This window comes from Bartonella sp. MM97QHHN, assembly GCF_042194285.1.
Classification (GTDB): Bacteria; Pseudomonadota; Alphaproteobacteria; order Rhizobiales; family Rhizobiaceae; genus Bartonella.
This window is the reverse complement of sequence record NZ_JBHIMS010000082.1, coordinates 209,559-224,369: the sequence shown is the minus strand read 5'-3', so window position 1 is coordinate 224,369 and position 14,811 is coordinate 209,559. Positions and strand designations below refer to the sequence as shown.

The window sequence follows — 14,811 nt, the reverse complement described above, 5'->3', positions numbered from 1 at the left end:
GCACATGCTTTAAAAGACGTCATGAAAAAATCACTGTGGAACAGTGTATTTATCTTTGACAAAGGTATTATTTTTCGATTAAGCACCATAAAATTTATCTTTTAATGGAATAATAGTTAATCAAAGAGGCACGGTTTATGGCAAAACAAGAACTTGGAACTAAACGTGTTGATCCAGAAACAGGAAAAAAATTTTACGATCTAAATCGCGATCCTATTGTGTCGCCCTATACAGGAATTTCTTATCCGCGTTCTTACTTTGAAGTTGCAGCAGCTGAAGCAAATAATGAAGAAGAAGTTGATACTGAAGAGCTTGATACAGCACTTGAAAAATCTGCTTTTATGCTTCTTGAAGATGATGATGTGGATTCTAAAGATGACGATCTTCCTGATTTAGAAGATAGTGATGTAGATCTTGGTGATGATGATGATACATTTTTGTCTCATGATGGTGACGATGAAGATGATGACGTTACTGATATTCTCGGAGGCGGTGTTTCTAATGATGACGATGCTTAAAAGAAGTAAAAGAGGACATCTTTTCCATTGAATGTAAATTCTTCTTGATCTTCAATTTTGATCGTTCTAGAAAAGCTGGAATTGTATACTGTCTTTTTGGGACAATTTGTTTTTATAGGGGCTATAGCTCAGCTGGGAGAGCGCTTGCATGGCATGCAAGAGGTCAGCGGTTCGATCCCGCTTAGCTCCACCAAAAAGACCAACTGTTCTATCAAGGGAATCAATTATAATAAAAGATGTGTGCATCAATTTAAAAGGTTTATGTGCTATTTAATTATCATTCCAATAGCGCCTGTTCCTTGCATTTTAATGATATTATAATACATTTTTAATCATTTGTTGGATTATAAAATTTACTGTCGCAACCGTGAAAGTAGATAATTTTTTTATGCTTTGCACAGAAATAGAAAATGAGCTGTTTAACCTGCGCCTTGTCTTAAAGGACAAAATTTGAATTTCCTTTACCACAATATTTCCACAAATATCATAATATGTTGGTTACCGGTATCTTTTTAAAAGATATGAAGTACTTAAACAAAGAGTAGAGAATAAAATATTAAAATATACTTCTCAATTATTGCGAATCAGAACTTTTTTCGAGTATTTTTAGCCTGATCAGATGTTCTGCCAATTAAAAATTATCCACCTTGAGTAGCGTATACCTGCTCAATACTAAGGTATATTAACACTTAAATAATATATTGAATCAATTAATTTTTTCCTTGCACGTCACAAACAAGGTCGAGGTGTAAGAGCAAAGTGGTGCCATCATTATATGTGCTAATTCCCAATGTTACGGATAATTCTTACATTTGAGAATGTATGTTCATAAAAAAACATTTTTAGTCTTTTCTTTCACAGTTTTTATCCACATACCCATTGTGCTTGTTATGTGCAAGCCAATGGTTTTATTGATTCAGCCTCAAGAAATCTGAAACGATAAAACCCTACGCCATTCGAGATTCTTACTTTAATATGAATAACGATATATTATCTTTATAAATCAACATCTTAAACCATTTAAGAAAAAGAATAAAAATGCTTCTCATAAATATTCTCAAATGCAAAAGCTATCACAACATTGGAGACTGACTTGTTACTTCATAGGCGTTACAAATCTTTCTCTGAATACTCCCTACCCTGAGTATTCATTGTGTGTAAAGTTGCATATACCTTATCATCCTATAAACGGGAGTGTTTTTACAATACAATAAGATAACTTCTTTCAATTAAGATGAACTGGATGGACGAGTATGTTTTATTTCATACAATACTAAATACACTTAGTTTTTTTGAAGACTGTAGCGCCCTCTTTATACAAAACAACGTTTTTTCGTTTAATGCATTTCTCGTTTTTTTATATTGAATATTTTACCCTTTTTATGATGCCCGAATTGCATTTGTTTTAATTGCTATTTTATACGCTTAACAAAGAAAATATTCATATAATAATCAGCCAGTAATACGCATAATGAAAATAAAAAATGATATTATATTTTAAAATTTTTCTTCAATAACCTCTAGTACTTAGCCCAATGCGAAATGCCAACACTAAATAGAAGATGGTTTCTATTATAAATTTTTTTAACAAAGGAGGTAAAAATGTCGAGAGTATCTTCAAATATATTGTGTATTGCAAAAGCTTTCTGTCGCTTGAGTTTATTCTAAAAAATAACAATTTATTTCATTGAACGATCGGAAAAACGACACTATTTTATCATATTGTGTGGAATTTTGCTTTTGAATAATTTTATCCCATCAATTCCCTGATTGAGATTTTCAAAAATCTTCCCTAATGCCATCCACATCTTTTTAATTGCTGTTCATAGAGCCTCGATATCCTTGCCATGCGCTGTGCTGTCTGTGAAAGCGCAGCACTGACATGCCCACCACTACGTGCATAAGCACCATGCCCCATATGATAATTTAAATAAAGGCTATATGCATCATCAAACCTCACCCCATTGCGTTGAACACTTTGGCTATGATACCAAGCAACAAAATCAGCAGCATCTGCGAAATTCGTACGCCATGCAAAAGACTTTCCTGTAGAGCGAAGATACATTGCCCATGTACTATCAAGCGCTTGAGCATAACCATAAGCTGTCGACCGACGCTTCCATGGTATAAAACCAAGTAGTTTTTTGCGTGGAGGACGTGCATTGTGACGAAAGCTCGATTCCATCTTAATGGTTGCAAGAATAATAGGCATAGGAATTCCATAGCGCATTTCCGCTCTTTGAGACACCTTACCCCAATTGTCAAAAAAACCATTTTTTTGTGCTAAAATAGCACAAGCATTATTTGTGTGGATGGGAGTGGTTGTTGCACATCCCTCTAGCAAAAACACCAGTGCCCCTAAAAACAAAAGGTGTCGCATATTCCTATTCCTCTCGTTTAAGAAATAAAACAAGATAGAGATACTAAAAAATGATTACCAATCAATAAAGAACATGATCTAACTTGTAATATTTAAGAAGCTTGCTTTGCTTTATTCCTCATCAGCAAAACGCAATGTTTGCGACTGAGCCAATGTTGTCATTTTTGTTGGTTCAGAGTAATTTTCTTTTAATTCGACAGTTTCAATGCGATTTGCCCGTTTCATGATTTTGGAGGACGATATCAAAATTCCCTCTATATCTTCACCTGCTTTATGAAAGTGCTTCTGTAGTGCGCGAACACGCGTATCCATTCGTCCAAAATCTTCCATCAATTTTGCTACTTCTGATTGAATTAAATGCGCTTGTTCACGCATCCGCGCATCTTTCATAATGGTTTGTACCACTTGGACAGAGAGCATCAACAAAGATGGTGAAACAATAATCACATGGGCTCTATTGGATTTTTGTACCAATGCCTCAAAGTCCTCATAAATTGTTGCGAAAATCGATTCAGATGGCACAAAAAGGAAAGCAGTGTCATGGGTTTCTCCAGGAATCAAATATTTTTGTGCAATATCACGAATATGAACTTCCATATCGGTACGAAATTGGCGTTCTGCCTCTTGACGCTCTTGCGCTGATTCTGCCTTACGCATAGCATTCCAAGCTTCCAGAGGAAATTTAGCATCAACAACAAGAGAAGGAGCTTTATTGGGCATATGAATGAGACAATCTGGGCGCTTTCCATTGGAAAGAACAGCCTGAAAAGCATAAGCGTTTGTTGGTAAGGCATCGGCAATAATTGCTTCCATCCGCCCTTGACCGAAAGTACCACGCGTCTGCTTATTGCTTAAAATGGACTGCAACTGAACAACTTGTCCCGTAAGCGATTGAATATTATTTTGTGCTGCATCAATCACTGCTAAACGTTCTTGCAAACGATTCAAATTTTCATAAGTGGATTTGGTCTGTACCTGAAGTGTTTGGCCTAAGCTTGTTGTCATCCCATTGAGTTGCTCACTGAGTGATTTATTCAATTCAGCTTGCCGTTGACCAAAAATTTCCGCCATCGTTTGCATTCGTCCTTGCATTTCAGCTTGTGTTTTCAGCAAAGTAGCCATCTGCATTTGTGCCTCACGTGCGCGTTCAGCAATTTCATTTTCCAAAAATGCTTTTTTTCGATGAGAATGTATCAACATAAAAAATGCCAAACAGACAAGTATAAATAAAAGCAAAAGCATTAGTTTAGAAAAAAAATCACCAGCGAGTATGGAAAAAAACGAATCAAACATAAATTGTAATATAACGCTCTTATTGTAAAAAAACGCAAGAATCCGTTATTCAATATTGACCAATAACAAACCATTGATTAATCTCTACTTATGCCAATGAGATCTTTAGTTACTTTACCTGATCCGATTTTACGGGAAGTGTCCAAACCTGTTGAGCAGGTCGATTCAGCTCTCCAAAAACTTGCGGATGACATGTTGGAAACCATGTATAATGCTAAGGGCGTTGGTCTTGCTGCTATTCAAATTGGTATACCGCTACGTATGTTGGTTATAGATGTCTCTGGAAATTCTGAAGATGAGCAGAAAAAACCACTTGTTATTATCAACCCTGAAATTTTATGGCTTTCAGATGAGCGTAATATTTACAAAGAAGGTTGTCTTTCTATTCCTGATTATTTTGCAGAGGTTGAACGTCCTAAACGCCTTCGTGTTCGCTATCAGAACCGTGAAGGAAAACAAACAGAAATTGAAGCAGACGATCTCTTAGCAACTTGCTTGCAGCATGAAATTGATCATTTAGATGGGCGCCTTTTTATTGATTACATTTCAAAGATCAAACGCGATATGGTGATACGAAAATTTAAAAAACGCGCAAAAGAAAAAAACATGCAGGAAGCAGTTTTGTAATGGCTTTACGATTAAGTTTTATGGGAACACCAGATTTTTCTGTTCCTATTTTACATGCTTTACTGGATGCAGGTCATGATGTTGTTGCTGTTTATAGTCAACCCCCTCGCCCAGCAGGACGTCGAGGGCTTAAATTAATCCCCTCACCTGTTCACAATGTAGCAAAAAAGAAATCCATTCCTGTCTTCACGCCTCAAACACTTAAAACAGCCGAACAACAGGAGCAATTTGCAGCACTTTCTGTTGATGCTGCTATTGTCGTGGCTTATGGACTCCTTTTACCTAAAGCTATTCTCGAAACGCCGCGTTTTGGTTGTTTTAATGCCCACGCTTCACTCTTACCACGTTGGCGTGGTGCTGCGCCTATTCAACGAGCAATTATGGCTGGTGATAAAGAAACAGGTATCATGATCATGAAAATGGATGAAGGACTTGATACGGGGCCTATCGCTCTTTCTCGCTCCATCCCCATTACTGATAACACCACCACTGCTGAGCTTTCAAACAGACTTTCACATATTGGCGCAGAACTTATGGTAGAGACTTTATCAACTCTTGAAAAAGGACAACTTAAACTGACCCCACAATCAGAGGAAGGCATTACCTATGCGGCCAAAATTAGAAAAGAAGAGACCCGCATTGATTGGACAAAACCTGCAGAGTTTATTCATAGGCATATTCGCGCGCTCTCTCCCTCTCCTAGTTGCTGGTGCAACATGAATATCGGTGGACGAGAAGAACGTGTAAAAATTCTTGATAGTCGCTTAACAACAGGTCCTTCTCTTGAAATTGGACGGATAGAACCAGATTCTTTGATTATCCATTGTGGGCAAGGACGGATAGAAATAACCTCTCTCCAAAGATCTGGCGGTAAAATTCTTGAGTGCGCAACATTTTTGCGAGGTGCTCATATTTCTGCTGTTTTTTAAGATGCCACGTTTTAAACTCACTCTTGAATATGATGGTTCAAATTATGCTGGTTGGCAGCGTCAAGCAAAACTTCACACTATACAAGGAGCTCTTGAACAAGCACTCTTTTCCTTTAGTGGACAACAATTGACCATAACAACAGCAGGACGAACGGATGCAGGAGTACATGCTACGGGACAAGTTGCGCATGTTGATTTTGAAAAAAACTGGCATCCCCATACTGTACGTGATGCGCTCAATGCTCTTTTACGAAAACAGGGAGAAGCAATTTCAATCCTAAACGTAGAAAATGTCCCTGATGACTTTGATGCACGATTTTCCGCTATAAAACGCCATTATCTTTTTAAAATACTTAATCGTCGCTCTCCACCAGCCTTAAATGCCAAACGCGTGTGGTGGTTGCCAAAGCCTCTTAATGCTGACGCCATGCATGAAGCAGCGCAAAAGCTTGTAGGACAACATGATTTTACAACTTTCCGTTCAGCACACTGCCAAGCCAAAAGCCCTATTCGCACCCTTGAACGCCTCGATATTCAAAGAGAAGGTGAAGAAATTTTCCTTTATGCACAAGCTCGTTCTTTTCTTCATCATCAAATCCGTTCATTCGCAGGAAGCCTCATGGAAGTGGGTATTGGACGTTGGACAGCTCAAGATCTCGAAACAGCTCTTCATGCTAAAGATCGTAAACGTTGTGGTGTTGTTGCCCCCCCCGCAGGACTTTATTTAACCAAAGTAGAGTATTAATGATCCTTCAAGAGTGAACATCTCAAAAGTCGTTAAAGCAGTTTATAAAAAGAACGAATTTCTTCAAAAGCTTCTGCTGCTGTATTAACAAATTTTACAAAATTAATATCAGTAGGAGAAATTGTACCTTGTGCAGACAGATACTCAAAATTGACAGTATTGCTCCAAAATTCTTTGCCAAACAATAAAATTGGTACCTGTTTCATACGCCCCGTCTGTACTAAAGTTAATGTCTCAAACAGTTCATCCAGAGTCCCAAATCCTCCAGGGAAAATGGCTAGGGCTTTCGCTCGTACTAAAAAATGCATTTTGCGCATCCCTAAATAATGAAAATTGAAACATAAATGCGGCGACACATACGAATTAGGCTCTTGCTCATGTGGTAAAATAATATTCAAGCCAATCGTTGGAGCACCAACATCACAAGCACCACGATTTCCCGCCTCCATGATTCCTGGTCCGCCCCCCGTAACAACCACAAATTCACGATATTGTGTCGTAGCAGAATAAAGTGAGCACAAACGTGAAAACTCTCTTGCTTCATCGTAATAATGTGACATAGCATGCAAATTTTTCTTTTGTATTTCATTCTTTGCAGCCCACGCTGCTTGCCCAGGTTCAGGAATACGCGCACCACCAAACAAAACAACTGTTGATTGAATATCATATTCTTTAAGGGTTATTTCCGGCTTTAAAAATTCAAGACTAATACGTTGTGAGCGCAGCTCTGGACGCATCATAAAATCTTGATCGATATAGGCTAAACGATAAGTAGACGAACGCACTTGTGCTGAATTAGAGACTTTATGGATCTGTTGTAGAGCATCCTTCGTATGGAGAAGTGGTGTCCAGTTTTCTTGCTCCCTTTTTCTTTTTTCTTTACAGCCTTTTTTCATGCACCTGTCCTACTTCCTCATCGTTTTATTGACTGAACACATTTCTTCGCGTAGTTCATAGAGAATAAATCTTGAAGCTTTCAACTTGTTTAACGGAACTCTCGTCATGACCCATATCACACAACTTGAAATTATTATCGAACAAGCTTTTGACGATCGCGATTCCATCGATACTACCACAAAAGGCGAAATACGTGAGAGTGTTGAACATGCATTGAACCTTCTTGATAAAGGTGAAATCCGTGTTGCAGAACGACAAAAAAATGGACAATGGCATGTTCATCAATGGTTGAAAAAAGCGGTTTTGCTCTCTTTTCGGCTTAATCCTATGCAAATTATTACTGGTGGAATCAATGGGACACATTGGTGGGATAAAGTTCCTTCAAAATTCTCTGGTTGGCAAGAGGCAGATTTTAAAAGTGCTGATTTCCGTTCCGTTCCTGGAGCCATTGTACGTCATTCTGCTTACATTGCACCCAATGTTATATTGATGCCATCCTTTGTCAATCTTGGTGCTTTTATCGATGAGGGCACAATGGTTGATACATGGACCACCGTTGGTTCTTGTGCACAAATTGGTAAACATGTCCATCTTTCTGGCGGTGTTGGTATTGGAGGTGTTTTAGAACCACTGCAAGCAAATCCAACAATCATTGAAGATCATAGCTTTATCGGTGCTCGCTCTGAAATTGTTGAAGGCTGTATTATCCGTGAAGGTGCTGTTTTGGGAATGGGAGTCTTTATTGGAAAATCAACAAAGATTATTGATCGTACAACAGGTGAAATTTTTATTGGTGAAGTACCAGCCTATTCAGTGGTTGTACCAGGTTCTCTCCCTGGAAAACCTTTACCAAATGGTGAAGCAGGACCTAGCCTTTATTGTGCTGTTATTGTAAAACGCGTTGATCAAAAAACACGAGAAAAAACATCCATTAATGATCTTTTACGTTCTTAGACACAAGATTAATGCATAATAATATTTCATCGTTTTTTAACTTGAATAATAACCTCGAATACAAGGATTCTCTCATTTCAAATCCTTTCATAGTGAATCAATCACTATCATTTCCTTACACATTACAAACGCAGTTGGTGTGTGGGTAAGAAACACTTTAAGAAAAGAGTGAAATACTTTTAATGAATTCTCTCAAATGATAAGGACTGTCATAATATTTTGAGCTGAAAAAGAGTATGATGGGTACGCTTTGCACCTTTCTGACGCGTAAAAGCGGTAATGCCAAATGGATTTTATATCATTCACAGTGTATTTTACGTTATATTTTTCATAGCCCCGTTGTGAAATGGAGTTTGATGTATTGAGTGATGATTTACGAAAACGAGCACGCCAATATGCAACATAAATGTATTTTGTTTAAAGCATTCTGTTTTACGTGAGAAAGTGACACCATTACGCAATACACAAAAACATGAAGCACGGCGCAATTCTATTTAAAGTATCCTTTAAACACCTGAACCAATCGACAAAAGCAAAAGCGCAATCAATGAGAGAAAATACCCTTTTTTCATTATTTGTTCATTTTGAGCGCTTGAATAAATGCCGATTGTGGAATTTCTACTTTTCCAAATTGGCGCAGCCGCTTTTTGCCTTCTTTTTGCTTTTCCAAAAGTTTGCGCTTACGCGTAACATCACCCCCGTAACATTTCGCTGTTACATCTTTACGCAAAGCACGAATCGTTTCGCGCGCTATAACTTTACCACCAATAGCCGCTTGAACTGGAATCTGAAACATATGCTGAGGAATAAGATCTTTCAGTTTTTCACACATTGAACGCCCGCGCTTTTCTGCAATCGTGCGGTGAACAAGCATCGATAATGCATCAATAGGCTCTCCATTCACCAAAATAGACATTTTAACTAAATCACCTTCTGCATAATCTGTCATTTGATAATCAAAAGAAGCATAACCCTTTGAAATCGATTTTAGCCGATCATAAAAATCAAAAACAACTTCATTCAGTGGTAAATCATACGTTACCATAGCACGGGTTCCAACATAGGACAAACCAACCTGTACCCCACGCCGCTCTTGGCATAGCTCTAAAATTGACCCAAGATAATTATCAGGAGTCATGATTGTCGCTCGAATCCATGGTTCTTCTATGGAAGAAATTTTAACCACATCAGGCATATCCGCTGGATTGTGCAACTCTTTAACAGAACCATCATTCATATTCATGCGATAAACAACTGAAGGTGCTGTCGCAATTAAATCTAAATTAAACTCACGCTCTAATCGCTCTTGAATAATTTCAAGATGCAGAAGTCCCAAAAAACCACAGCGAAAACCAAACCCCAAAGCCGCAGACGTTTCCATTTCAAAAGAAAAACTCGCATCATTTAAGCGTAATTTGCCCATGGCTGCACGCAAATCATCAAAATCGGCAGCATCAATTGGAAAAAGTCCACAAAAGACAACAGGTTGCGCCGGCTTAAAACCAGGCAAAGCATTTTCACAAGGACGACGCTCTTCAGTAATCGTATCCCCAACCCGTGTATCTGCTACCTCTTTGATAGAAGCAGTGATAAAACCAATCTCGCCTGGTCCTAATTCATCAACCTGTACCATTTTAGGTGTAAAAACCCCAACGCGCTCAACTGGATATTTTGCTCCTGTACCCATCATACGAATGGTTTGTCCTTTTTTTAAAATACCATCTATCACCCGTACCAAAACAATGACACCAAGATAGGCGTCATACCAGCTATCAACCAACATTGCTTTCAAGGGATTTGCAACATCGCCTGTATGTGGAGGTGGTAATTGTGCAACAATTGCCTCTAGAACATCAGGAACACCCAAACCTGTTTTTGCTGATATTTCTACTGCTTGAGATGTATCAATGCCTATCACATCTTCAATTTGTTCTTTAACACGCTCAGGTTCTGCTGCTGGAAGATCAACTTTATTGAGAACAACAACCAACTCATGGGAATTATCAATGGCTTGATAAACATTTGCTAACGTCTGCGCCTCTACGCCTTGGCTTGCATCCACCACCAACAGAGAACCTTCACAAGCTGCCAATGAACGCGAAACCTCATAAGCAAAATCCACATGACCAGGTGTATCCATAAGATTTAAAATATAGGTTTCACCATTCTTTGCTTTATAGTGTAAACGTACCGTCTGTGCTTTAATAGTAATTCCACGTTCACGCTCAATATCCATGGAATCGAGTACTTGTTCTTTCATCTCACGTGTATCAAGCCCACCTGTTATTTGAATCAAACGATCAGCTAAAGTGGATTTGCCGTGATCAATATGCGCCACGATGGAAAAATTACGAATATAATTACGATCTATTGTCATATAAGGCGATTTAGCAAAGAATAATACAAAACGCAAAGACCAATTATGCTCCGGCTTCTATCAAAAGAATATAAACCTAAAAAGCTTCTCAAAACACAACTTTTTATAGCCTAAAAAATGAGGCTTTTGTTTGCTAAATTAAATCCAAGGGTGCTAAAATGATCCTTTCACATCTTATTTGATAACTCATATGCTGTAGTAAGCTGGCACCATCACACACTTTGCCAACCTCCAATATTACGACGATCCTTTACACTTGAAAAAGTTTATAAGAGATATGCCTTTCTTGTACAGTCTTTACCCACATGCCCCCCACCCACTTGTGATGTGTAAGCAAGTGATTTGGATTGATTTAACATGAAAATGATTTGAAGTGAGAAAGTTTTACAGTATTCAGGGTTCTAACTCAATGTGAATAATGATATATTATAATTATAAATCAATGTATTATCATATTTATATGATGGGCGTGTATATCATTTAGGCTTGCAATAAATTCGCAAGAAATGCTTTTTTATTTGTATGCAATAATCTTCTTTTTTAGCAATCTTATATAAGATAACATGAATATCGAGGGAGTTTCTTCTCAATTTTTAAAACTTTAGAAATATGCTCTATTGAGTGATGTTTTTATATAACTCCTTCCTTCCTCTATTAAAGATAAAACACACCAATCCTCTTTGATTCATTGGATAACGCATTGATTTATAATGATGCTCTGTGGTTTTTCTATACTTCATGTGGACCGTCAATGAATATGATGTATATTGAGAAAATTATCTTTTAAAAAACGATTTAATGTACAACGTTATGGGGTACTTTGGACGTTCTATTTTGCGTGAGAAGCGTAACTCTATTAAAGGACAAAAGAAATAACGTGCGACAGTGCATAGTTTTCATTATTCAAAAACATTACCGTAGATGTTTTTGAAAGTTGTAAAGCCGAATTTAAATATAGGCGTTAATTTTTACCTTTATATCACCTCATGCTTTGGCTCAATAAAGGTTGTCTGCCCGTTTCAGAAGTTAGGCAAACAGATAGAAGCATACTATTTCTCCAATTTGGCATGCAAAAGCTGGAATAACTTATAGAACTTCTTAATCATCTTAATATTAAAAAAGCCTTAAAAATGAAAACTCTACAAGAAAAAATCTCATGCAATAAAATCATAATAAAAAAATGTATAGCTAATCAATTTTTTTAATTGCTTTATTTTTTTTACGCCATTGTGAAGGTTGTAATTCAGCCACAATGATCCCAATCAGAATAAGCAAACCGCCTAATAAAGCTAAGGGAGATAAATGTTCTCCAGCCAAACGCCCAACAATACCAGCCCATACTGGTTCACCTGCGTAAATGAGTGTCGCACGCGTAGGGGAAATAGACTTTTGTGCCCAATTCATAGCTAATTGAATAATGGCACTCATTAATGCCAATCCTATACCAATATTAAACCACACCCACGAAAATTCAGGAATGCTTTCACCCATCAAAGGCATACAAGCAAATGAAAAAAAACCACTAAAAAATAACTGAATAATGGTTACACGCCGACTATCAACCTTGTTCGCAAAAATTCCGATGAGTATGACTTCTCCAGCAATCGCTAAAGCGCCTAACAAAGTTAAAATTTCGCCTTTTGAAAAATCAAAATTTCCCGGCTTTTGTCCTGAAATCAATACAAGCCCAATAAAAGCGAAAATAATACCAATCCAACAAGCTAAACGGGGAGGTTTTTTAAAAACAATCCATTGCAAGATTGGAACCATCGGTACATAAAGCGCTGTGATAAAAGCTGACTGACTACTAATAATTGTTTGAAGTCCAGCTGCTTGAAAAGCATAACCAAAAAACATGGCTAAACCTATCGCCATCCCAGCGAAAACTTCATAAACAGTTATACCTTTTATAGAGCGCCAAAAAATTACCCCACATATAAGAGATGCAACAATAAAACGAAATCCAACAAAAAACAGAGGACCACTATAGCGTACCGCAATGTGAATGACTAAAAATGTAATGCCCCACAATATTGTCGCAGTAAATATTGCCAATTCTGGCTTACTTAATAAAGGATATTTAAACTGTTTTAGATTCACCATGAAAAACTTTCTCTTCCAATTTTCCCCACAATTTATGAAACAATAAGCGTTCCAACTCCCTGTTCGGTAAACAGCTCTAGTAAAACAGAATGAGGAGTTTTACCATTTAAAATGACAACACCTTCCACACCATTTTGAAGGGCTTTTATACAAGTCTCTACTTTTGGAATCATACCTCCTGAAATTGTCCCATTTTTAATAAATTTTTCAGCTTCAGAAACTGTCAATTCTTTTAAAAGTTTACCCTGTTTATCCAAAACACCAGGAACATCAGTGAGAAATAAAAGGCGTTTAGCCTCTAATGCACCAGCAATAGCTCCAGCAAAAATATCAGCATTGATATTATAAGTTTTACCATCGCGTCCTGGAGCTACAGGAGCAAGAACTGGTATCATTTCAGAAGATGCTAAAAGATCTAGCAATGTGCGATCAACTTCAACAGGCTCACCAACAAACCCCAAATCTAAAACACGTTCAATATGCGAATCAGGATCAATGACAGTTTTATAAGCCTTTTCGGCAAAAACCATATTGCCATCCTTGCCGCATAATCCTATTGCCCATTCACCCTCAGCATTGATGAGAGCAACAATTTCTTTATTTATGGAACCCGCTAAAACCATTTCAACCACTTCAACGATCCGCTCATCGGTTACCCGTAGTCCGTTTTCAAATCGCGATTCAATCCCCATTTTCATTAAAATTTCAGCAATTTGAGGCCCACCACCATGAACAACAACAGGATTAATTCCCGATTGCTTTAATAGAGCAATATCACGCGCAAATGCTCGCCCCAAATCAGGATCACCCATAGCATGGCCGCCATATTTTACCACGACCGTTTCATTTTCATATTTTTGCATATAAGGTAAAGCAGACGATAAAAATGCTGCTTGTTTTTCCAAAACATCTACATCACCGTTTTTAGCATCATCCATCAATAGAGCCTCCTCATCACTTTTTACCATCTCTTAATGAAATTTAGGAAAAGTGAAAACAATAAAACCAAACTTTACTCTATCCACCCCCTCCCCTGAAAATCGTCAATTTTCCTCTAAATTACGAAAAAGGAATAACGAAATGAAATACAAAATACTTCCTTTAAAAATTGACAGCGAAAAATTAAACAAAATAGACGTAAAAAAATGTCATTATTTTATGATCTTATATATAAAATTGAAAAGCAAAATTTTGAAGCTAAGCCGTACATTCAACTCATTAGTTTATCCCTATGGATACTTAACAATGAATAGGAATATATACAACCATTGATTTTGTAAGATAAAAATAAAGTTTCTTATCATAATAAAATTAACATATTCCCAAGATAAGAAATCACTCAACCGCTTTATAGCTTATCTCAATAAACTATAACTTTGGTTTTAAAAATTTGACTTTTTCTCAATCATTAAACATGAGGAAATGTCAACTGAACGCTCCTCATGGAGAATTATAATAAATTGATTTATAATAATAATTTATCTTTTTATATCGTAAAATTGAAAAAAGGCTTTGCAAAATTATCATATATTTTGATTTTATTGCGAGTAGCTCTTCAGAAGCATTTTCGTAAAAGCATTTAATTGTTTAGATTACTCTCTTCGTAAGGTTTTATAAAACTTCTCATTTTTCATGATCTGTCATTAAGTTTTTCTTTCTGCATAGCGATACATGCTTGAATTATTCAATGTTTTTTAGAATTTTTAATTCTTTTAATTATGTTATTTTATGAAAAAAGATTCATTTCGTAAATTTCCCTTTCCATATCACTAATCAATTTCAACAATATATCGTGCTGTTTTCTAAGCATATTGTGCTATTTTTTATTGTATTTATTTTTTCTTTTTAAAGGTAACTTCCTCTATCTTCCCACCAACTTTTTATTATGCCAATAAATTCAATTAAGTGAATTCCATCGAATCTGTTTCCCCACAAGAGAGATACATCGAATACCTCAAAACTTGTTTTGTTATGTCTTCTTTAGCATT

Annotated in this window: 11 protein-coding genes and 1 tRNA gene; 6 read left to right on the top strand and 6 right to left on the bottom strand. The window is 36.8% G+C overall.

The window, feature by feature from the left end; all coding sequences use genetic code 11:
* The first annotated feature begins 137 nt into the window (after window positions 1-137).
* Together ACFIJW_RS06400 and ACFIJW_RS06395 are read left to right on the top strand one after the other, a co-directional pair.
* Window positions 138-518, top strand: a complete 381-nt coding sequence (locus ACFIJW_RS06400) for a TIGR02300 family protein (protein WP_375611400.1) — start codon at window positions 138-140, stop codon at window positions 516-518.
* A 117-nt stretch (window positions 519-635) separates the two neighbouring features.
* A tRNA-Ala gene (locus ACFIJW_RS06395) sits at window positions 636-711 on the top strand.
* Window positions 712-2,310: 1,599 nt separating this feature from the next.
* On the opposite strand, the gene ACFIJW_RS06390 is transcribed toward ACFIJW_RS06395, so the two are convergent.
* Both ACFIJW_RS06390 and ACFIJW_RS06385 read right to left on the bottom strand, forming a co-directional pair.
* Window positions 2,311-2,898 (bottom strand): hypothetical protein, encoded by a 588-nt coding sequence (locus ACFIJW_RS06390; RefSeq protein WP_375612813.1) that lies wholly within the window; start codon window positions 2,896-2,898, stop codon window positions 2,311-2,313.
* A gap of 111 nt (window positions 2,899-3,009) precedes the next feature.
* Window positions 3,010-4,191, bottom strand: coding sequence for a DNA recombination protein RmuC (locus ACFIJW_RS06385; RefSeq protein ID WP_375612812.1), 1,182 nt, complete (start codon window positions 4,189-4,191; stop codon window positions 3,010-3,012).
* Between the two features lie 90 nt (window positions 4,192-4,281).
* Here ACFIJW_RS06385 and def point away from each other — a divergent pair, with 90 nt between their 5' ends.
* Genes def through truA form a run of 3 tightly spaced genes read left to right on the top strand, consistent with a single transcriptional unit; the run spans window position 4,282 to window position 6,492 of the window.
* Window positions 4,282-4,818: a peptide deformylase gene (gene def, locus ACFIJW_RS06380; protein WP_375620854.1), complete on the top strand. Its 537-nt coding sequence runs from the start codon at window positions 4,282-4,284 to the stop codon at window positions 4,816-4,818.
* On the top strand, window positions 4,818-5,747 hold the full coding sequence (gene fmt, locus ACFIJW_RS06375; protein ID WP_375633681.1) for a methionyl-tRNA formyltransferase: 930 nt from the start codon (window positions 4,818-4,820) through the stop codon (window positions 5,745-5,747). The genes def and fmt overlap by 1 nt, the downstream gene beginning before the upstream one ends.
* A 1-nt stretch (window position 5,748) precedes the next feature.
* The gene (gene truA, locus ACFIJW_RS06370) at window positions 5,749-6,492 is read left to right on the top strand and encodes a tRNA pseudouridine(38-40) synthase TruA (RefSeq protein WP_375633680.1); all 744 of its coding nucleotides are present in this window, start codon (window positions 5,749-5,751) and stop codon (window positions 6,490-6,492) included.
* A 32-nt stretch (window positions 6,493-6,524) separates the two neighbouring features.
* Here the strand turns inward: truA and ACFIJW_RS06365 are convergent, their stop codons facing one another.
* Window positions 6,525-7,388 (bottom strand): LOG family protein, encoded by an 864-nt coding sequence (locus ACFIJW_RS06365; RefSeq protein WP_375633679.1) that lies wholly within the window; start codon window positions 7,386-7,388, stop codon window positions 6,525-6,527.
* 106 nt (window positions 7,389-7,494) lie between these two features.
* On the opposite strand from ACFIJW_RS06365, the gene dapD reads away from it, so the two are divergent.
* Entirely contained in the window at window positions 7,495-8,343 is an 849-nt protein-coding gene (dapD, locus tag ACFIJW_RS06360; RefSeq protein ID WP_375633678.1) for a 2,3,4,5-tetrahydropyridine-2,6-dicarboxylate N-succinyltransferase, read from the top strand.
* 571 nt (window positions 8,344-8,914) lie between these two features.
* Here dapD and lepA read toward each other — a convergent pair.
* From lepA to argB, 3 genes are all read right to left on the bottom strand, one after another.
* Entirely contained in the window at window positions 8,915-10,720 is a 1,806-nt protein-coding gene (gene lepA, locus ACFIJW_RS06355) for a translation elongation factor 4 (RefSeq protein ID WP_375633739.1), read from the bottom strand.
* Window positions 10,721-11,908: 1,188 nt separating this feature from the next.
* On the bottom strand, window positions 11,909-12,823 hold the full coding sequence (locus ACFIJW_RS06350; protein WP_375617501.1) for a DMT family transporter: 915 nt from the start codon (window positions 12,821-12,823) through the stop codon (window positions 11,909-11,911).
* Between the two features lie 32 nt (window positions 12,824-12,855).
* On the bottom strand, window positions 12,856-13,761 hold the full coding sequence (gene argB, locus ACFIJW_RS06345; protein WP_375633738.1) for an acetylglutamate kinase: 906 nt from the start codon (window positions 13,759-13,761) through the stop codon (window positions 12,856-12,858).
* Between the last annotated feature and the right edge of the window lie 1,050 nt (window positions 13,762-14,811).